This is a genomic window from Neobacillus sp. KR4-4, assembly GCF_042136325.1.
Classification (GTDB): Bacteria; Bacillota; Bacilli; order Bacillales; family Cytobacillaceae; genus Neobacillus.
In genome coordinates this window covers 119,510-137,294 of record NZ_JBHHJU010000007.1, presented here as the reverse complement: position 1 = coordinate 137,294, position 17,785 = coordinate 119,510, and the positions used below count along the sequence as shown (strand labels likewise).

The following is a 17,785-nucleotide window of genomic DNA, read 5'->3' as shown; positions in this document are numbered from 1 at the left end:
AGTCATCCCTCCTTATTTGCTAAATCCTCGATATCATAATCTATTGTCCCTGTCCGAATGTTATAGGCCTCCAGAATCGGATAAACATATATTTTGCCGTCGCCATCTTCACCCGTTTGTGCCGTATCCACAATCGTCTGAATCGTGGATTCTACCAAATAATCCGAGAGGACAATCTCCAGTTTCACTTTAGGATGCAGAGTTACCTGATAATTTTTCCCACGGTAAACTCCTTGTGTATCCTTTTGTTTTCCTCTGCCGACTACTTGTGAAACCGTAAAACCTAATATCCCCATATTTTTCAAACCCTTAATCGTCTCTGTGAGTCGTTCTGGTCGAATAATTGCCTCTATTTTTTTCATGAGAATCGGCTCCTTGTTCCATGTTATATAACCTAACATCGTATTGTTAAACTATATAACACGACTAGATTTACCGTCAATATATTTTTCTTGTAATCTGTAAATTTAGAATCATCATGAAATATACCGTGGTGCCTGACACCATTCAATCTTACTGTCAAAAAAGAGAGAATTATCCCAATACTTTCATTTGAGTTAGAAGCCATCCTCCTATAAAATCAATAATATGAAATTCAAATCAGGAGGCACCTTATGAAATTATCGAATGAAGAACTAGAAATATTAAAGCTCATCGAAGAAAACCATAAAATCTCTGAAGAAACGATTGCTTTAATGGTGATGAGCAGTGAAGAATCAGTTAGAAAGACTATTAAAAAATTAGAAGAAGAAAAAGTAATCGTCAGTTATCCAGCGCTCATCGATTGGAGCAAAGTGGAGGGTCAGGAAAATATCGTCGCTATGATTGATGTAAAGGTAACACCAAAGCGCGGTGTAGGATTTGATGAGGTCGCTGAGAGAATTTATCGTTTTCCGGAAGTAACCTCTCTCTATCTCATGAGTGGTGCATACGATTTGTCGATTACCATTGAAGGCCAAACGATGAATCAAATTGCGACGTTTGTATCGGAAAAACTCTCGACGATTGAAAATGTCATCTCGACCACGACGCATTTCATGTTAAAGAAATACAAACATGATGGAGTGGTTTTTGGCAGTGGTGATGATAAAGACCGGAGAATGGTGATTACACCATGAAAAAGGATTATTCCCACTATATATCTAACACCGCTAAAGAATTACAGCCATCTGGGATTCGGAAGTTCTTTGATTTAGCAGCCAGTATGAAAGACGTCATTTCCTTAGGCGTGGGTGAACCAGACTTCATTACGCCTTGGAACATACGCGAGGCCGCCATTTTATCGATGGAACAAGGCTATACTGCATATACAGCAAACCCGGGATTATTAGAATTACGACAGGAAATCTCTAATTACCTTGGAACAAGATTTGCTGTCAACTATGATCCCAAAAATCAAATCATCGTCACCGTTGGAGCTAGTCAGGCGATCGACCTCGCCTTTCGAGCCATTTTAAACGAAGGCGATGAAGTACTAATTGTAGAACCAGCCTTCGTTTCTTACGCTCCATTGGTAGCAATTGCCGGCGGGACACCTGTCGCCATTTCCACCTCACCTGCCAATGGGTTCAAATTAACGCCTGAACAACTCGAAGGGGCAATTACAGAAAAAACCAAGGCGATTTTGTTTTGTTCGCCAAACAACCCAACTGGCAGCACCTTAAATCGAAAAGAACTAATGGAAATTGCTGCAATTGTTGAAAAGCATGATTTAATCGTCGTCTCTGATGAGATTTACGCAGAATTAACCTACGAAGAAACCTATACCAGTTTTGCAGCGATTGAAGGCATGTATGAGCGAACCATTTTAATCAATGGATTCTCAAAAGGCTTTGCGATGACCGGTTGGCGCTTAGGGATGCTCGCAGCCCCTAAGGAATTTATCGAGGTAATGTTGAAGATTTTCCAATACACTACCATGTGTGCGCCAACTATGCTCCAATACGGTGCGATTGAAGCCCTTAAGAATACCTTCCAGGAAGTGGAAGCGATGAAACGAAGCTACCGGATGAGACGGAACTATGTCGTGCAAACCATAAATAAAATAGGTTTAGACTGTCATACACCTGGAGGAGCTTTCTATGTCTTCCCTTCCATTAAGGCAACCGGCCTCAGCTCCGAACAATTTGCCGAAGAACTTTTAATGCAAGAAAAGGTAGCCGTCGTGCCGGGCAATGTGTTTGGAGAAAGCGGTGAAGGCTACATCCGCTGCTCGTACGCAGCCTCAATGCCGCAGCTGCAAGAAGCCCTAAAAAGAATCCAGAAATTTCTTGAATCAAAAGGGATCTACGGCGAAAAACAAACAAGAGAAGTAAAATTAAACCAATAGTTACATGCAAAAAAAGAGCCCAATTCTGACAGTTCCATCCGCCAGAATTGGGCTCTTCCTATGTATTATTGGTGATGCTTTCACTAGTGCCTTCACTGGTGCCTTTCATTGGTGCCTGACACCAATCTTCTTGAGAGTGCCTACACCCTTTTTTTTGTGACAGGTATCCCAAATTATGCTAAAATACTCGAGGTAATGGTAAAAAAGGGGTGGAGTAATTGAGGGCCTTTGCAATCGATTTTTTTAATAGAAAGAGAATGAATTCTATTACTAATCGAGAGTTTATTCATCATAACTACGTTGTTTTATATGAGCGAATAAAACTCATTTCATATATGCTAATTTTCACCTATCCCTGTTTTTTTATCGTTGACTTTTTCCTGTTTAATAAACTGAGCAGCCAGACTTTCAAATTCAATCTTTCTGCCATTCACATCACAGGGCTTGTTGTCTCCCTTCTATTTCTATTCATTTATCATAAATATTTAAAGGCTCCTAGAGGAGTCATCGTCTCTAGTTATATCCTTATCTATCTATTGATCGGTGCAGTCTCTTCTATTAATAGCCAATTATTTACCGGGAATATTTACGCCTATATCATTATCGTATTAGGGGTAGCCGTATTTTTACCGATCCAGCCAAGGCACATATTCATTCAATTTATGGTTATACATATTTTCTTTATCATCGGGCTTTATTTTTTTGAACCAGACCACTTCGCATTTTTATCGAAACTGATTAACTCGACAGGGACCGCGGTCATTTCCTTTATGATTGCCTTATCTTTCTATTCATTTCGAAAAAATGATTTTATGAACAAATTGAAACTGCGACAGAATGAGGAAAATTTCAGGAGCCTATTTAACCTTAATCCCCATCCACTCATCCTTACAAAGTTATATAATGAAGAAATTTTGCTCATGAACAAGCATGCCCTTGGATATTACCATTTGCATGATAACAACATGGCTCAGATCGACGCAAGATTCTTGTTTCAGAATCAAGAGGAAAAACAGGATCTCCTGCAACGTCTAATGGAGCAGCAAAGCATAAAAAACTATTGTATAGAGCAGCAAATCACACCTACGATAAGAAAATGGGTAATGCTCAGTTTAGAATTGGTAGATTACATGGATGAACCTTGTGTCCTGATCGGTGTCACTGACATCACAGATTTGAAAAAAAACGAGGAAGAGCTATTTAAACATGCTTCGCTGGACATGCTTACGGGTGTGTTAAACCGAAGAAGCGGGATGGAAATCCTTAACCAGCAATTATCCGCTGGTCCAGAATCCCAAGAATTTATTATCTGCTATATCGATATTAACGATTTAAAAAAGACAAATGATCGATTCGGCCATTCCATTGGGGATGACCTCATCAAGACTTGCTGTGACACAATCAACCGTCATATTACAGATGTAGATATTTTTTTCCGCCTAGGCGGCAATGAATTTATCATTGTGTTCTTTCAAAAGCAAATGAATGATGTGCGAGATTTAATGAAAACGATTAAACTAAGTTTCGAGGAGATCAATTTCACGCAGCAAAAGCCTTATTCGATCTCCGCCAGTTACGGTTATTATCACTATAAACCAGGAACTGTCCTGACCCCTGAGGAAGTTCTAGAAATGGCCGATCAGGAGATGTACAAGGAAAAGGCTGTACACAAAAGAAAAAACACCTCCCTCGATTCTGCGATACAAAAGTCAATAATCTAGACAGATTAATGGAACCATCCCTTCGCACAGGGTGGTTCTTTTTTTGGTGTCACTTTTTGGTGTCAGGCACCAAAAAAGAACAAAATAATAGGGATCCCTTGTGTTTTTTCTCAAAAACGAATATTATAGTTTAGGTCTTATTAAAACGTTCGTATTTTGGAGGAACCACAATGTTTAAGTTAAAGGAAAATCATACAAATACAAAAACGGAGCTGCTTTCAGGGATTACAACCTTTTTTACGATGGTCTATATCGTGGTTGTAAATCCGGTCATTCTCGCTGACGCTGGGGTTCCGTTCGGGCAAGTGTTCACCGCGACCATCATTGCCGCAGTCGTTGCAACACTATGGATGGCACTTTTTGCTAATTATCCAATCGCCATTGCCCCAGGAATGGGACTCAACGCCTTTTTTGCTTATTCTGTTGTTGGCGGTCATCAAGGAATTACCTACCAAACGGCCTTTGCAGCTGTTTTTGTCGCAGGCGTGATATTTGTCATCTTATCGTTAACGCCCCTTAGGGAAAAATTAATTGACGCGATTCCGGAAAACCTTAAACACGGGATTACTGCTGGAATCGGCCTGTTTATTGCTTTTATCGGCTTACGACTCACAAAGATCATCACAGCTCATCCTACTAATCTTGTCGGTCTCGGTGACCTTCATTCAGCATCTGCTCTTTTAGCCGTTGTTGGGCTGGCAATTACACTGGTATTGATGGCGCTCCGAGTCAATGGTGCCATATTTTTCGGAATGGTCATTACCGGACTAATTGCTTTCTTTACCGGCCAGCTTGAGTTCAATCAAGGATTTATGTCCCTGCCTACTTTGCCTGAGGGATTAATTATCGGTAATCCACTAACAGCCTTGACCGCCGTAATTCAGCACAGCCTCTATGCTGTTGTCTTTTCTTTCATTTTAGTGACTATTTTTGATACAACCGGTACGATGATTGGCGTGGCCAATCAAGCTGGTTTAATGAAGAATGGCAAATTGCCGCGAGCAAGACAGGCTTTACTAGCCGATTCAATTGGTACGGCAGTCGGTGCCATGTTTGGGACGAGCCCAACAACAGCCTATATTGAATCATCGTCAGGTGTAGCTGCCGGAGGTCGGACGGGGTTAACTTCTCTTACAGTTGCAATATTGTTCATCCTATCAGCCTTTTTCGGGCCGCTCGTCAGTTCGGTTTCTGGGATATCAGCGATTACCGCGCCTGCTTTAATCATTGTCGGCAGTTTAATGATGGGAAGTATTGCTAAGATCCGCTGGAATGAGCTGGATGAAGCCTTCCCTGCTTTTTTGACTGTCCTGAGCATGCCGCTAACCTCAAGCATTTCAACAGGGATTGCCCTCGGTTTCATAAGCTATCCGCTTCTGAAACTAGTCAAAGGGAAATGGCGCGAAATTCATCCTTTGCTATATGTATTCGCCGTCCTCTTCTTTATCCAACTTGCCTTCTTACAACATTAATATACAAAAAGGGTGTCAGGCACCAGTGTGGTGCCTGACACCCTTTTTGTGTTTTGTGTTCCCTATTTTTTCGGCTGATCAAGTGCTTGGTAGGCTAATTGATACTTCCCGCCGTCTGCTACTTCTGAATGGTACAACGCCTTTAGGGCTGTGTTTTTCTCGAGGCCGTGTTCCACCTTCAACTCTTTCAAGCGTGTATGCAATTCTTTATTATCCTTAATTAGCTGCTGCATTTGTGATTTTAAATACTTCATAAGATGATGAACCCCTTCCACGAACTAAATCGTTCCCCAAGTATAGCATTAATAAACTTGATTTTACTAAATCATCACTATTTATTTTCTCAGACCATGTCCTTTTGGCCGGCTTTTTTCTATATAGAAGGTGAAAGGTGGTGAGTAATCATGGCACAAGCATTATTAGAAGGAACGAAACTTCGGTTGCTTTTTGAGATTGGCATGGATGAAGATGGCGCCCCCATTCTCCGCGCAAAAACATTCAGCAATGTGAAAAAGGATGCAACGACAGATCAGTTGTCTCAAGCTGCACAAGCAATTACTGTATTATCCAAGGACACGCTTAACAAAGTGGAACGAAACGACAGTTCAGAAATTATTGCTTAATACGCTCGTAAATGGATTAATCGATAGGAGGTGAGAGAAATGGCAAAAACCTTAGAATTACACTTTAATACGGAGCTTGGAAAAACAGCGAGCTTATCAATTGAAAATCCGAAGGAACCAATTGATGAGGCAGTCATCAAGCAATCGATGACTCAAATTATTGCATCTGAAATCTTTACTACTGCCAGCGGGAAGTTTGTAGCGGCCAAAGGGGCAAGAGTCGTCGACCGAAATGTAACGGATTATGAACTAGTTTAATAACAGAAGGGCCGTTTCCCCTTGGGGACGGCCTTTTTTTACAAAGGAGGTGAAAAGAGTGGAGCAGCTCATTCCGATCATCAGCGAGGTTGGTTTCCCTATTGTCGTGACCCTTTATCTGCTTTACCGCATTGAATCAAAGCTGGATATGGTCGTCACCTCGATTCAGAACCTTCCCGACCGCATGAAGGAAAGAATATAAATACTCAGGACAACCCCTGGCCTATAGGTAAGGGGTGTTCTTTTTGATACATTAAAATGGAGAGAATCAACTGTGTAGGTATCCATCAGCCAATGCCGTGACAAGCACCCGCACATACTTGTCCATTGCTACATAGCATGTATAGATAATCAATTTTAGGAAATGGAGAGGATAAAATGAAGCTTTATTTAGATCCAGGTCATGGTGGACAAGACCCTGGCGCTCAAGGGCATGGATTGGATGAAAAGGATGTCACATTAGCAATCGCGCTCAAACTACGGTCCATTTTACAAAATGATTATGAAAACATTGACGTAAAAATGAGCCGAAGCACCGATACAACTAAAAGCTTAGCACAACGGTCCAGTGAGGCCAATGCTTGGGATGCCGATTTTTTCTTAGCGATTCACATTAATTCCGGGCCAGGCTCCGCCCAAGGTTATGAGGACTATATTTACAGTGGCTTGTCTAACTCTTCGAAGACAGCCCAATATCAAGATATCATCCATGCGGAAGTAAAAAAACTAAATCAACTACAAGACCGCGGCCAGAAAAAGGCGAACTTCCATGTATTACGTGAGACAAATATGCCGGCACTTTTATCGGAAAACGGCTTTATCAGTAACGATCATGACGCCGCACTAATGAAACAATCCTCTTGGATTCAAAAAGTAGCACAAGGTCATGCCAATGGAATCGCCAAAGCTTTTGGGCTGAAACGCAAACCAACTGAGCCCCAAAAACCAGATACACCCGATGACGGCACACTATTCAAAGTGATTGCTGGTTCGTTCAAGTCCAAAGAAAATGCGGTTGAGCGAGTTGAGCTGCTTCAGAAAAAAGGCATTGAATCATTTGTTGATACCACAAAAATCTCTGGTGAAACATGGTACCGAGTCCAAGCCGGAGCCTTCTCCAGCCGTGAAAATGCAGAAGATCGTTTAATAGGAGTAAAGAAAGCCGGAATAAACGATGCATTCCTCGTTGCAGAATAAATACCCTACAAAAGACCTTCTATTCCCGAACAATATGGAGGTCTTTTGTATGGTTTTTGTGTTTATGTTAGGCAGATGGAGTCCACAAGATTAGCTCTGCCATAACATATAGATGAACGAACGTATTTTAAATGAAATGGAGGAGTAAGTATGAAGCTATATTTAGACCCAGGCCATGGCGGTGAGGATCCCGGTGCCCAAGGGAATGGGCTGAATGAAAAAGATATTACCTTAGCTATTGCGCTTAAAATACGAAAAATCATCCTCAATGATTATGAAAATGTTCAGGTAAAGATGAGCCGTACAAGCGATACGACCAGAAGCTTAGCCCAGCGCTCAAGTGGAGCCAACGCATGGGACGCAGACTTTTTCTTAGCTATTCACATCAATTCCGCTGACAGTTCCGCCCAAGGATATGAGGACTTTATTTACGATGGGTCATCTACTACTAGTAAAGCAGCAAAATACCAAGATATTATCCATGCCGAGGTCATCAAGGTGAATCAGTTGAAAGACCGCGGGCAAAAAAAGGCCAATTTTCACGTCATAAGAGAAACGAAAATGCCTTCCATTCTAACGGAAAACGGCTTTATTAGTAATAAACATGATGCTGCACTGATGAAAGACTCGGCGTGGCAGCAAAAAGTGGCCAAAGGCCATGTGAACGGGATTGCCAAAGCCTTTGGCCTGAAACGTAAAGCTGTGAAGGAGACACCGAAAACAGCAACCACCACACCAAAAACCACTCAAACTACCACAAAAACAGTCTATACGGTTTATGTCGGCTCGTATAAATCAAAAGAGAATGCCCAGGATAGGGTCGCAGAATTGAAGAAAAAGAGCATTAAATCATCCATTGTTACCACAAAAATCTCTGGAGCTACATGGTACCGAGTGAAAGTGGCGAGCTACTCGACCAACGCCAATGCAGAAAAACGCCTAAAAGCAATTGAAAAAGCAGGCTATGACGATGCATTTATTATTACGGAAAAAGAAACCACCACAACAACGAAAACGGAAACCACCAAACCTGCGGCAAGCACCAGTACAACAGCAAAGCCTGCAACAAGCACTAATAAACCATCAACATCTACACCGGCCACGAGCACTAGTAAACCATCAACATCTACACCGGCCACGAGCACCAGTAAACCATCAACATCTACAACTACAAGTACCAAAGGCAGTACAAGTACAAACCCAACTACGACTCCAAACAATACTACCAAAGAAATCCCCATCATCGCTGACCCCGGACAGTTTACTATTTTAGGCCCGACTTTCCTCTCGGCCGAACAGATGGACCAATTTGTAAAAAAGGTCAATCCAAAAGCACCTGCATTAGGTGAATTTTATCAAACGCTTGGAAAATATTACGGGATTCGCGGAGATGTAGCCTTTGCACAAGCCATTCACGAAACAGACTATTTTCGGTTTACCGGAGTCGTCAATCCTGACCAGAACAACTTTGCAGGAATTGGAGCAACAGGTGGAGATACGCGCGGTGCACGGTTTGAAAGTGCAGAAGAAGGTGTCCTTGCCCAGCTTCAGCATTTATATGCGTATGCGACAACCAAGCCTCTGCCAAATCAATATCCATTAGTTGATCCCCGCTTTCATCTTGTCGATAGAGGTTCTGCTCCAACATGGACAGCTTTAAACGGAAAATGGGCTGTTCCAGGTACAACCTATGGTCAATCCATTCTTGCCCTTTATCAACAAATGATTCATTCAGTCTAATGGATAGTGGGAGTTTTCCAAATTCCCCTCCTTACAATGGATACAGCCTGGCACTCCCCCCCTGCAAAAGACCTCTTTTAATCATTCAGAAGAGGTCTTTTCTTTTGTTTTTTAAATTCTTCCGCTCGCGGTATATTACGGAAAAAACAGGATCACACTGAAGGATAACAGGAGGTCTTTTCTATGCGTGGATTTTTTATTTTATTATGGGCTCTAGTAATCTTTATTTTAACCTGTACCGCCAGCTTTTCTGCATTAAAGGAATCAGGCCAAGTTCATTTTCAATGGGACAGTCATCCTAACTTTTCTGAACTTCTAGCACCATTCCCGCTCGAGCTTACCCATGACTTCCTGCTTCAAAAATGCGGACACGCCATTGCTTTTCTCATTTTGACCATATTACTGCAAACCAAATTCCGTTCCAAAGCATGGATTCTGTTCCTGGCCATTTCCTTTGCTTCTTTAACCGAAATCCTTCAATTATATTTCACACGGGACGGGAGAATTTTTGATATAGCCATCGATCTAATCGGGATTTTACTCGCATCAGGTTCCAGAAGTTTGTTTACAACACCGCAATCAAAGCAAACCCATCTTTGATTGGGGTGTTTACTTTTATTTATAGGCATTTCCCAATTTAGCCGGAAATTTTTCGTTTATTATTCATACAATCAGAATTCTCTCCGTTTTATTACGAGCCCAAGTCTATCCATTTATTTTCCCACACCATGTCCTTTTTACCGACTTTTTTCTATATAAAAGATGAAAGGAGGTGAGGGACATGGCACAATCACTTTTAGAAGGGACGAAGCTTCGCTTAGTGTTTGAAGGAGGCATGGACGATGATGGCGAACCAATCTTACACGCCAAAACGTTTAGCAATGTCAAAAAAGATGCGACAACAGATCAGATCTTTCAAGCAGCAATAGCCATTTCCGTTTTGTGTAATGACATGCTAAACAAAGTAGAGCGAAATGACAGTTCTGAGATCATCGCTTAGTAAGAGAGGCACATTAGGATAAGAATGGAGGTGAATGAATATGGCAAAAACATTAGAATTACAATTTGCGACGGAACTTGGAAAGACAGCACGTCTAACGGTTGATAATCCCAAAGATCCAATTGACGAAGAAATCGTCAAGCTATCGATGGCACAGATTATTGCCGCTGAGGTTTTCACTACAAGCAGCGGCAAGTTTGTCTCTTCTAAAGGTGCGAGAGTTATCGACCGCAGCGTGACTGACTATGAACTTGTTTAAGTGGCGGAAAAGCCATTTTTGAGGAAACAAAATTTTCTCGATAATACAAAAATGCGGCTCATCTCAGATGACCGCATTTTTTCTATTATAGTCACGAAAAAATGGGCATAGATAGTAGAGGAGGTGAAAAAATGATGACACAAGATCCGAATCTACGCGGGGATATGCTGGCGGATGAATGGAATAGCGAAGAAGTTCAAAACGAAATGATGTTCACCGGAATAACCCACGACGAATGGCTAGTCAACCGACTAAATGATGATGATGACTTTCAAGAAGACGAACATGATGATTACGCATGGTAATCCAGACACCAAAAGCCACGGACGGCTCCGTGGCTTTTCAGTATTACTGGTGGATAAGTCGCTTAACTGGCAGATGCCCGACACTTACTCGCGGACAAGCTCCCCTTGCTAAACAGAACGGATCATAAAAAAGAGGCCGGAAACCCGGCCCCTGCTAATTAACGATTATCCACTTTCTCAGGATAGATGTCATGATTCATCAAACGGAAATGGGCCATCTCTTCATACTTGGTCCCTGGCTTCCCATAATTGCACCATGGGTCAATGGAAATTCCACCGCGTGGAGTGAACTTGCCCCACACCTCAATATACCTTGGGTCAAGCAGCTTAATTAAATCATTCATGATGATATTCACACAATCTTCATGGAAATCCCCATGATTCCTGAAACTAAACAAATATAACTTCAACGATTTGCTTTCAACAATCTTTTTGTCCGGAACATACGAAATATACATCGTTGCAAAATCCGGCTGGCGCGTGAGCGGGCATAAGCTAGTGAACTCCGGGCAATTAAATTTCACAAAATAATCACGGTCCGGGTGAAGATTATCGACCGCCTCCAATACCTCCGGCGCATATTCAAATGAATAGGTAGTCCCCTGATTACCTAATAAAGTTAAATCTTTTAAACCTTCCTCATGGCTTCTGCCAGACATAAAAAAACCTCCTTGCAATCTGCCCCACACTTTTCCAAGAAAGAGTTTCCGCGGTGGCTCTACTCTTCAACTAACAGGACCCAACAAAAAAGCCACGTCCAATATGGACATGGCCTAATAGTCATGTATCCATAGTTTTTTATAGAGGGTATCAGCTATGAACCTCTCCCGCAAGTACGGGTAATCTCTACTTCATATCATATAGAACACCACACCATTCGTCAATGGTAGATGAAGGCAAAATCCCACAAACCTTTATTAATGAAAATATTTACTGTGCTGGTGCCTGACACCATGTGATATAATAAACAATATTTGCGCAGATTTCGGATGGCGAAAGAATTTTTATATTAAGAAATAGACCTGTCAGAAGGCAGAGGGGGATATGATGAAACAACAAGAAGTAGGTTCAAGGGGTATCGGGCTGCCGCTTACCATTTCCATCATTGCCATTTCATTTTCGGCGATTTTTGTCAAATGGTCAGACGCACCAGCCTCGATTTTGAGTATGTACCGGATGTGGTTTGCCAGTCTCTTAATGGTACCGATCGTCTGGAATAAACGAAAAGAATTTAAGACCATTGAAAAAAAAGAGTGGTTGTTTTTATTTTTTTCAGGCGTCTTTCTAGCTCTCCATTTTGTCCTTTGGTTCGGGTCTTTGAAATTAACGACAGTCGCAAGTTCGACCATCATCCTCGCCTTGCAGCCAATCGTTTCATTGATCGGGGGCTTTCTTCTATTTAAGGAACGAACCACTGTATCTGCATTGATGACGATGGGGATTGCCATTATCGGAGCGATGATGATAGGCTGGGGAGATTTCGGATTAAGCTCGGATGCGATGATGGGGGATTTACTATCATTCTTTAGTGTCATCGCTGTGGTCGGATACTTATTAATTGGTCAATCCATCGTCAAAAAAGTCTCACATTGGCTCTATAGTTTTTGTGTGTTTTTCGCTGCTGCGATCGTCCTTACGATCTATAACGTATCAGCAGGTGTTTCTTTAACTGGCTATCCAGCTAAGGAATGGGGTATCTTTCTACTGCTCGCCACCGTTCCAACCGTTAGTCACGTGATTAATAATTGGCTCTTAAAATACGTCAATGCAACAACGATTTCGATGAGTATTTTAGGTGAACCCGTTGGTTCTACAATTCTAGCAGTGATTCTCTTAAATGAACATCTTGTCACCTGGCAAATTGTTGGAGGAATGCTCGTCCTGCTCGGTGTGTTCTTCTTCCTGAGCCAGAAGCAAAAACCGCTGCCACAAGTTGTCAAAGAAGAAACCGTTAATTCAATAGAATAATAGAAAAAAGGGGCTATCATAAGCCCCTTTTTCCTTTGTAAGATTGCAGTTACTGCACCAACCACACGGTCTTACCGGCTAATTTCCCTCTATACCAGTTCGTGCTCCCTACTTTTGCCGTGAGCTCGGCCGTGAATTTCTTATTTTTATAGGCAGAAAGTTTTTTATAAACCACGTCTTTCTTTCCGCCCCATGCTTTGCTGTAGGCACTGCCTGTTCCTTTGATATTCATGGTTTTGGCTTTTTGGCTTACTACGGCATAGCTTATATCGGAAATATCGGCGGAATGTACCCAGCCGATGGCGTTCGCACCAGTGGAACTTTTACTAATTAAATAATATGTTTGACCATTCAGCTTACCTTTTCTTTTTATATAGTAAACCTTATTGGTATAAGTAGATCCGGCCTTAAAGTAGGAACTTAAACCTAACTTTCTATAAATCTTGATGCCGGTTTTTTTGATATTGCCTAAACGGTTCTCTGCACTTTCCAGCGTTTGGTTTAGGTAGGCGCTTTGAATCCATACCGTTTTATTAGCGAAACTACCACGATACCACGTGTTAGTGCCAACCTTTTCTGTTAAATTAATCTTAAATTGTTGGTTTTTATTTTTCGAAAGGTCTTTAAAGACAATATCCTTCGTACTGCCCCATGGCTTGCTATAGACGATACCTTTACCCGTTAAATACATCGTTTTTGCATATTTGTCATAGGAAGTATGTGAATAAGTAGTGATATCGTTGGCTTTTACCCAGCCAATGACCCCTGTGGCACTACTTGGCTGGGTACTAATTAAATAATATGTTTGATCGTTGATGGTCGCTTGTTTCTTAATGTAATAGACGGTTCCAGTGTAAGTGGATCCGGCTGGAAACGCTCCAGTTTCAGTGCCGACCGTTTTATAAATATTGACACTGCCATTTTTGATCTGACCTAACCTGCTGGTCGATCGCTCCACCTTTGGTGCCAATCTGCTCGAATAAATCCACACGGTTTTTCCGTCCAAATTCCCACGGTACCAAACCATATTTCCAACCGTTTCTGTTCCGTTCACCTTAAATTCTTGATCTTTATATTTAGAGAGAGAAGAATAGACGACATCTTTCGTCATCCCCCATGCCTTGCTATAGGCGCTGCCCTTCCCCGTAAAATACAATGTTTTTGATGTAGACTTTAGACTTGATTCTGGATTAGTAAGCAAATCCGAGGCCTTGGCCCAGCCGATTACTCCGTTTACACTACTAGCCTGCTCGCTTAGCAGATAATACGTTTGTCCGTTTACAAAGGCTAATTTTTTAATATAAAACGTTTGATTCGTATACGTTTCCCCTGCTGGAGAGGCGGCTGCCGTATCTTTATAATCTTTAAAAATCAAAACTTTACTGCTTGGGATTTGCCCTAAACGATTGGTATTCTCCGTTTTATCAGGGAGAGCTTTATATTTCATTGTTACTAACTGAACAAATTGATCCCAACTATAGCCCCAGTTTTTAAAATAAGCATGTGGATCCGTATGGGTCGTTGCACCAAGATACTTGGTGACTGCACCATGCGACCATAGAGTACCCACACCTGTTTTTTCGGCACTTATTAAAGGTAAATTATACTCATAGAGTACGGAGGCGATGTAATTCCCATAGTTATTGATTGAACGGGCAAATTGATCAAACGTCTTCACACGTACTAATTCAATATGTACAAAACGCTGGTTTGCGTAGTACCCTGCACCCCAAGCGCCATAATTCGGGTTATGGATTTCAATGACACGTGAACCATCTGCGAATGCATGAACAAAGGCATTTCTATGGTTTCTCGTCATATAGGCAATTTCGCCTGTAATCGTCGAGCTGCTGTTGGCTGTTTCATGGGCGACAACGCCCTCAACCTCACCATACCCATTCCGATACGCAAATTTTGTAAAAATGCTTTGGTGCTGATTCTCTACTTTCGCAGGGACTAGTTTCTTAGAAGCGATATAATCATTCACGTTAGGATAGGTTGTACCCGCTGCACTCATAAGAGAGGGATGGACTAAAATAAAAAGTAACAGTGACAAAACAGAGATGACAACTTTCTTCATTTTTCCTCCTAGTATAATAGATTAAATGTCGAATAGACTCATAAAACTATTATACTACGACAAATGAACTGACCCTAAGAAATATTTAGTTTATCTAAATAATTTTGGTAATTCAATGATGGTGTCAGGCACCATTGAAAAAATAGAGAGAAGTGCATGAAGCACCTCTCTCCTTTCAATCCTTCCAAAATGGGATATCCGCTTCTTTTTGTTTTTCATATTCTTTCATTCTAGAGTAGGAGTTTGCTAGTTTGGAGAGAATGTATCCCTGAGGGCTAGGTGTTTCTACCTGCTTGCTAAGCTCTTGAATTTTTATATTCGTAAACATTTTTGAAACTTGGGCTAAATTTTCAATCGTGTCCATTAATTCAGGGTTGTCGTTGTAATTGCTTTTTGCGATATAGTAAATATAATCAAGTTTGTTCCTTATGTGCTTTAATGTCTCGATATCGAACGGTTCAGTTGACATAACATTCACCCCTTATCCTAAAGCATATGGATTAAAAGGTAATTTTGAACAGAATCTAAAAATAAATTTTAATGTAAAAAAATAAAGGCAGGCAACCGAAATATGGAAATCAAGCAAATCGAATTATCAGAGGGCAATCTAAGTGAGTTAATGGACGTCTATCAACGACTCTCGACTGACTTTCCAGTAAATGAGTTAAAAGATTACAAGCATTTTCAATTGCTTTTAGCTAACGAAAAATACAAACTCATCTGGGCAAGGCAACAGGAAAAAATCGTTGGCTATGCCTTAATTTATGAATTTGAGCACTTACCAGCAATTTGGCTTGATTATATGGCAATCGATCAGCAATTCCGGAATGCTGGCTATGGGTCCCTCTTTTTTTATCAAATCACTCAATCAAAGCGGGATGGGTATATTGGGACGTTTGTAGAAGTGGAAATACCAGAAGAAGATTCAGACTCACGAGAGCAACAAATACGAAGAATAAACTTTTACGAACGAATGGGTGCAAGAAGACTAAATATCTCTTATAAACTCCCCACAAACGATGGCGGGCTTCCCCTGTACCTATATTTTAGACCGTCTCCTCATATACACCGATTGCCAAAGGAACAAATACAAGCAGGGATCGAAGAAGTATTCCAATTTATCCATTCAGATGTAATCGATAAAGACACCATATTAAACGAAATTTCACCGTCCATTGAAGATGAATATTTTAACTAAAAAGAAAAGCAGAAGTTCAGCTCTCACACGAGCTGCTTCTGCTTTTCTTAATGTTAAGCTTTTACTTTTTCATGACCAGTGTGACCAGTGCCTTTTTTGTTCATTTTAGTAAGGAACGGAACCACCCAGCGGTCTAAACCGATTCTACCAGCGTTGTAACCTGCTGTTAGAATGATGAAGCCAAGGAAGATGTCTCTTGGGTTATGAGATACAGTACCTGCTAAGAAGAAGCTGAAATTCATTACAAGGCCGAAGAACATGGCTGTTGTTGTTAAGCATCCTAAGATCAATCCTAAACCGATTAAAGTTTCGCCCCAAGGAACAATAACGTTGAACACATCCACGTTTGGGAGTGCAAAGTGTTTTAAGAAGTCTACATACCAGCCAAATACGACCGCGCCGTCTGGACCTTTTACTGGGTTGGCGATGGCTCCTTTTAAGAATCCAGAAGCATCAAAGCCGCCGCCAGTTAATTTTCCAAAACCTGCTGTAAACCAAGAATAACCAAGATATAATCGTAAGACAGTTAAGATGGCCGCTGCAATTTTATTTTCTCTTAAAAATGTATTAAACATAAATGATTCCGCCCTTCTAAATTTATTTGTTCTTTATACTTACACTATATTCCTTTTTTCATTAAACAACATGGGTATAGTAACAAGTTCACAGTTTGTTTGAAATGTTATGACGAACTTTTGAACGGCACCCAATTGCAATCTGAGAACAAAAGATTGCTGATTCACATATAGTAAAATATTAAAGTGCAAAGGATGTTCTTCTATGTCTGAGTTTCGACTTCCAGTGAAAATCGATACAATTAGTGGCGGGGTTGTCCAATTTGGCAATTCCTTGTTTATTTCTCCTAAAAGCGCCGTGAAAACTGCACATGGCTCAGGTTCTTCCAATACAGGGGTTCATATCACAACTGTTAACGGATCAAGTGCAACGACCTCAGTAAATTCCGATCTATTTGACCAACCCATCGTTCACGATAACTAACCAGGTCATTCGATACAAAATAGAACAAAAGACGATTCGGTATGAAGCCCGAATCGTCTTTTGTTTACAAATTATTTATGCACTTACCTTTGCTTTTTCATGCCCAGTACCTTTTTTGCTAGTCTTTTTGAAGAATGGAACCACCCAGCGGTCTAAACCGATTCTACCAGCGTTGTAACCTGCTGTTAGAATGATGAAGCCAAGGAAAATGTCTCTTGGGTTATGTGATACAGTACCTGCTAAGAAGAAGCTGAAATTCATCACTAGGCCGAAGAACATGGCTGTTGTTGTTAAGCAACCTAAGATCAATCCTAAACCGATTAAAGTTTCGCCCCAAGGAACAATGACGTTGAACACATCCACGTTTGGCAGTGCAAAGTGTTTTAAGAAGTCTACATACCAGCCAAATACGACCGCGCCGTCTGGACCTTTTACTGGGTTGGCGATGGCTCCTTTTAAGAATCCAGAAGCATCAAAGCCGCCGCCAGTTAATTTTCCAAAACCTGCTGTAAACCAAGAATAACCAAGATATAATCGTAAGACAGTTAAGATGGCCGCTGCAATTTTATTTTCTCTTAAAAATGTATTAAACATAAATGATTCCGCCTTTCAAAATTTATTTGTTCTTTATATTTA

23 protein-coding genes and 1 riboswitch are annotated in these 17,785 nt (G+C 41.1%); of the genes, 16 read left to right on the top strand and 7 right to left on the bottom strand.

The genetic code is table 11. The features are described 5' to 3' along the window. Positions 1-2: 2 nt before the first annotated feature. Positions 3-362, bottom strand: coding sequence for a P-II family nitrogen regulator (locus tag ACE198_RS09745; protein ID WP_375375402.1), 360 nt, complete (start codon positions 360-362; stop codon positions 3-5). Between the two features lie 252 nt (positions 363-614). Between ACE198_RS09745 and ACE198_RS09740 the strand changes: the two genes are divergently transcribed. From ACE198_RS09740 to ACE198_RS09725, 4 genes are all read left to right on the top strand, one after another. Further along, positions 615-1,118: an Lrp/AsnC family transcriptional regulator gene (locus ACE198_RS09740; protein ID WP_098575075.1), complete on the top strand. Its 504-nt coding sequence runs from the start codon at positions 615-617 to the stop codon at positions 1,116-1,118. Then, positions 1,115-2,329: an aminotransferase gene (locus tag ACE198_RS09735; RefSeq protein ID WP_375375401.1), complete on the top strand. Its 1,215-nt coding sequence runs from the start codon at positions 1,115-1,117 to the stop codon at positions 2,327-2,329. The genes ACE198_RS09740 and ACE198_RS09735 overlap by 4 nt, the downstream gene beginning before the upstream one ends. Before the next feature lie 218 nt (positions 2,330-2,547). Further along, the gene (locus tag ACE198_RS09730) at positions 2,548-4,050 is read left to right on the top strand and encodes a sensor domain-containing diguanylate cyclase (RefSeq protein ID WP_375375400.1); all 1,503 of its coding nucleotides are present in this window, start codon (positions 2,548-2,550) and stop codon (positions 4,048-4,050) included. Positions 4,051-4,220: 170 nt separating this feature from the next. Beyond that, positions 4,221-5,522, top strand: coding sequence for an NCS2 family permease (locus tag ACE198_RS09725; RefSeq protein ID WP_375375399.1), 1,302 nt, complete (start codon positions 4,221-4,223; stop codon positions 5,520-5,522). A 62-nt stretch (positions 5,523-5,584) separates the two neighbouring features. Here the strand turns inward: ACE198_RS09725 and ACE198_RS09720 are convergent, their stop codons facing one another. After that, complete coding sequence (locus tag ACE198_RS09720; RefSeq protein WP_026564084.1) at positions 5,585-5,776, bottom strand: hypothetical protein; 192 nt, start codon at positions 5,774-5,776, stop codon at positions 5,585-5,587. 150 nt (positions 5,777-5,926) lie between these two features. Here ACE198_RS09720 and ACE198_RS09715 point away from each other — a divergent pair, with 150 nt between their 5' ends. The 9 genes from ACE198_RS09715 (at position 5,927) to ACE198_RS09675 (ending at position 10,904) form a co-directional block, all read left to right on the top strand. Further along, positions 5,927-6,145: a DUF1659 domain-containing protein gene (locus tag ACE198_RS09715; RefSeq protein ID WP_098575078.1), complete on the top strand. Its 219-nt coding sequence runs from the start codon at positions 5,927-5,929 to the stop codon at positions 6,143-6,145. 39 nt (positions 6,146-6,184) lie between these two features. Continuing rightward, on the top strand, positions 6,185-6,403 hold the full coding sequence (locus tag ACE198_RS09710; RefSeq protein ID WP_375375398.1) for a DUF2922 domain-containing protein: 219 nt from the start codon (positions 6,185-6,187) through the stop codon (positions 6,401-6,403). A gap of 58 nt (positions 6,404-6,461) precedes the next feature. After that, complete coding sequence (locus ACE198_RS09705) at positions 6,462-6,605, top strand: YvrJ family protein (protein ID WP_026564087.1); 144 nt, start codon at positions 6,462-6,464, stop codon at positions 6,603-6,605. A gap of 176 nt (positions 6,606-6,781) precedes the next feature. Beyond that, positions 6,782-7,600, top strand: a complete 819-nt coding sequence (locus ACE198_RS09700; protein WP_375375397.1) for an N-acetylmuramoyl-L-alanine amidase — start codon at positions 6,782-6,784, stop codon at positions 7,598-7,600. Positions 7,601-7,750: 150 nt separating this feature from the next. Then, positions 7,751-9,340, top strand: a complete 1,590-nt coding sequence (locus ACE198_RS09695; protein ID WP_375375396.1) for an N-acetylmuramoyl-L-alanine amidase — start codon at positions 7,751-7,753, stop codon at positions 9,338-9,340. Positions 9,341-9,523: 183 nt separating this feature from the next. Beyond that, complete coding sequence (locus ACE198_RS09690) at positions 9,524-9,940, top strand: VanZ family protein (RefSeq protein WP_375375395.1); 417 nt, start codon at positions 9,524-9,526, stop codon at positions 9,938-9,940. Positions 9,941-10,121: 181 nt separating this feature from the next. Then, on the top strand, positions 10,122-10,340 hold the full coding sequence (locus tag ACE198_RS09685) for a DUF1659 domain-containing protein (protein WP_098575082.1): 219 nt from the start codon (positions 10,122-10,124) through the stop codon (positions 10,338-10,340). 40 nt (positions 10,341-10,380) lie between these two features. Continuing rightward, complete coding sequence (locus tag ACE198_RS09680; RefSeq protein ID WP_098575083.1) at positions 10,381-10,599, top strand: DUF2922 domain-containing protein; 219 nt, start codon at positions 10,381-10,383, stop codon at positions 10,597-10,599. A 134-nt stretch (positions 10,600-10,733) separates the two neighbouring features. Next, positions 10,734-10,904, top strand: a complete 171-nt coding sequence (locus ACE198_RS09675) for a hypothetical protein (RefSeq protein ID WP_375375394.1) — start codon at positions 10,734-10,736, stop codon at positions 10,902-10,904. A gap of 158 nt (positions 10,905-11,062) precedes the next feature. Here ACE198_RS09675 and queF read toward each other — a convergent pair whose 3' ends face one another. Continuing rightward, positions 11,063-11,563: a preQ(1) synthase gene (queF, locus tag ACE198_RS09670; protein WP_026564093.1), complete on the bottom strand. Its 501-nt coding sequence runs from the start codon at positions 11,561-11,563 to the stop codon at positions 11,063-11,065. A gap of 125 nt (positions 11,564-11,688) precedes the next feature. Beyond that, positions 11,689-11,735, bottom strand: a riboswitch (PreQ1 riboswitch). A 216-nt stretch (positions 11,736-11,951) separates the two neighbouring features. On the opposite strand from queF, the gene ACE198_RS09665 reads away from it, so the two are divergent. Further along, on the top strand, positions 11,952-12,872 hold the full coding sequence (locus tag ACE198_RS09665; protein WP_375375393.1) for a DMT family transporter: 921 nt from the start codon (positions 11,952-11,954) through the stop codon (positions 12,870-12,872). Between the two features lie 49 nt (positions 12,873-12,921). Here the strand turns inward: ACE198_RS09665 and ACE198_RS09660 are convergent, their stop codons facing one another. Beyond that, complete coding sequence (locus ACE198_RS09660; protein WP_375375392.1) at positions 12,922-14,952, bottom strand: peptidoglycan recognition protein family protein; 2,031 nt, start codon at positions 14,950-14,952, stop codon at positions 12,922-12,924. A gap of 175 nt (positions 14,953-15,127) precedes the next feature. Continuing rightward, entirely contained in the window at positions 15,128-15,421 is a 294-nt protein-coding gene (locus tag ACE198_RS09655) for a hypothetical protein (RefSeq protein WP_375375391.1), read from the bottom strand. Between the two features lie 102 nt (positions 15,422-15,523). On the opposite strand from ACE198_RS09655, the gene ACE198_RS09650 reads away from it, so the two are divergent. Then, a complete protein-coding gene (locus tag ACE198_RS09650) occupies positions 15,524-16,150 on the top strand; it encodes a GNAT family N-acetyltransferase (protein ID WP_375375390.1) in 627 nt (208 codons plus the stop codon). 53 nt (positions 16,151-16,203) lie between these two features. Here ACE198_RS09650 and ACE198_RS09645 read toward each other — a convergent pair whose 3' ends face one another. Then, positions 16,204-16,725: a DoxX family membrane protein gene (locus ACE198_RS09645; protein WP_251461123.1), complete on the bottom strand. Its 522-nt coding sequence runs from the start codon at positions 16,723-16,725 to the stop codon at positions 16,204-16,206. Between the two features lie 205 nt (positions 16,726-16,930). Here ACE198_RS09645 and ACE198_RS09640 point away from each other — a divergent pair, with 205 nt between their 5' ends. Next, positions 16,931-17,149, top strand: coding sequence for a spore germination protein (locus ACE198_RS09640; RefSeq protein WP_251461125.1), 219 nt, complete (start codon positions 16,931-16,933; stop codon positions 17,147-17,149). 75 nt (positions 17,150-17,224) lie between these two features. Here ACE198_RS09640 and ACE198_RS09635 read toward each other — a convergent pair whose 3' ends face one another. Beyond that, positions 17,225-17,743, bottom strand: a complete 519-nt coding sequence (locus tag ACE198_RS09635) for a DoxX family membrane protein (RefSeq protein WP_375375389.1) — start codon at positions 17,741-17,743, stop codon at positions 17,225-17,227. Positions 17,744-17,785 lie beyond the last annotated feature (42 nt).

Bases quoted from the DNA above. Each gene is read 5' to 3' on its own strand.
- ACE198_RS09710 (WP_375375398.1), top strand. From the start codon at position 6,185: ATGGCAAAAACCTTAGAATTACACTTTAATACGGAGCTTGGAAAAACA.
- ACE198_RS09735 (WP_375375401.1), top strand. From the start codon at position 1,115: ATGAAAAAGGATTATTCCCACTATATATCTAACACCGCTAAAGAATTA.
- queF (WP_026564093.1), bottom strand. From the start codon at position 11,563: ATGTCTGGCAGAAGCCATGAGGAAGGTTTAAAAGATTTAACTTTATTA.
- ACE198_RS09695 (WP_375375396.1), top strand. From the start codon at position 7,751: ATGAAGCTATATTTAGACCCAGGCCATGGCGGTGAGGATCCCGGTGCC.
- ACE198_RS09700 (WP_375375397.1), top strand. From the start codon at position 6,782: ATGAAGCTTTATTTAGATCCAGGTCATGGTGGACAAGACCCTGGCGCT.
- ACE198_RS09635 (WP_375375389.1), bottom strand. From the start codon at position 17,743: ATGTTTAATACATTTTTAAGAGAAAATAAAATTGCAGCGGCCATCTTA.
- ACE198_RS09660 (WP_375375392.1), bottom strand. From the start codon at position 14,952: ATGAAGAAAGTTGTCATCTCTGTTTTGTCACTGTTACTTTTTATTTTA.
- ACE198_RS09675 (WP_375375394.1), top strand. From the start codon at position 10,734: ATGACACAAGATCCGAATCTACGCGGGGATATGCTGGCGGATGAATGG.
- ACE198_RS09665 (WP_375375393.1), top strand. From the start codon at position 11,952: ATGAAACAACAAGAAGTAGGTTCAAGGGGTATCGGGCTGCCGCTTACC.
- ACE198_RS09655 (WP_375375391.1), bottom strand. From the start codon at position 15,421: ATGTCAACTGAACCGTTCGATATCGAGACATTAAAGCACATAAGGAAC.
- ACE198_RS09715 (WP_098575078.1), top strand. From the start codon at position 5,927: ATGGCACAAGCATTATTAGAAGGAACGAAACTTCGGTTGCTTTTTGAG.
- ACE198_RS09645 (WP_251461123.1), bottom strand. From the start codon at position 16,725: ATGTTTAATACATTTTTAAGAGAAAATAAAATTGCAGCGGCCATCTTA.
- ACE198_RS09720 (WP_026564084.1), bottom strand. From the start codon at position 5,776: ATGAAGTATTTAAAATCACAAATGCAGCAGCTAATTAAGGATAATAAA.
- ACE198_RS09725 (WP_375375399.1), top strand. From the start codon at position 4,221: ATGTTTAAGTTAAAGGAAAATCATACAAATACAAAAACGGAGCTGCTT.
- ACE198_RS09650 (WP_375375390.1), top strand. From the start codon at position 15,524: ATGGAAATCAAGCAAATCGAATTATCAGAGGGCAATCTAAGTGAGTTA.
- ACE198_RS09740 (WP_098575075.1), top strand. From the start codon at position 615: ATGAAATTATCGAATGAAGAACTAGAAATATTAAAGCTCATCGAAGAA.
- ACE198_RS09685 (WP_098575082.1), top strand. From the start codon at position 10,122: ATGGCACAATCACTTTTAGAAGGGACGAAGCTTCGCTTAGTGTTTGAA.
- ACE198_RS09640 (WP_251461125.1), top strand. From the start codon at position 16,931: ATGTCTGAGTTTCGACTTCCAGTGAAAATCGATACAATTAGTGGCGGG.
- ACE198_RS09680 (WP_098575083.1), top strand. From the start codon at position 10,381: ATGGCAAAAACATTAGAATTACAATTTGCGACGGAACTTGGAAAGACA.
- ACE198_RS09690 (WP_375375395.1), top strand. From the start codon at position 9,524: ATGCGTGGATTTTTTATTTTATTATGGGCTCTAGTAATCTTTATTTTA.
- ACE198_RS09745 (WP_375375402.1), bottom strand. From the start codon at position 362: ATGAAAAAAATAGAGGCAATTATTCGACCAGAACGACTCACAGAGACG.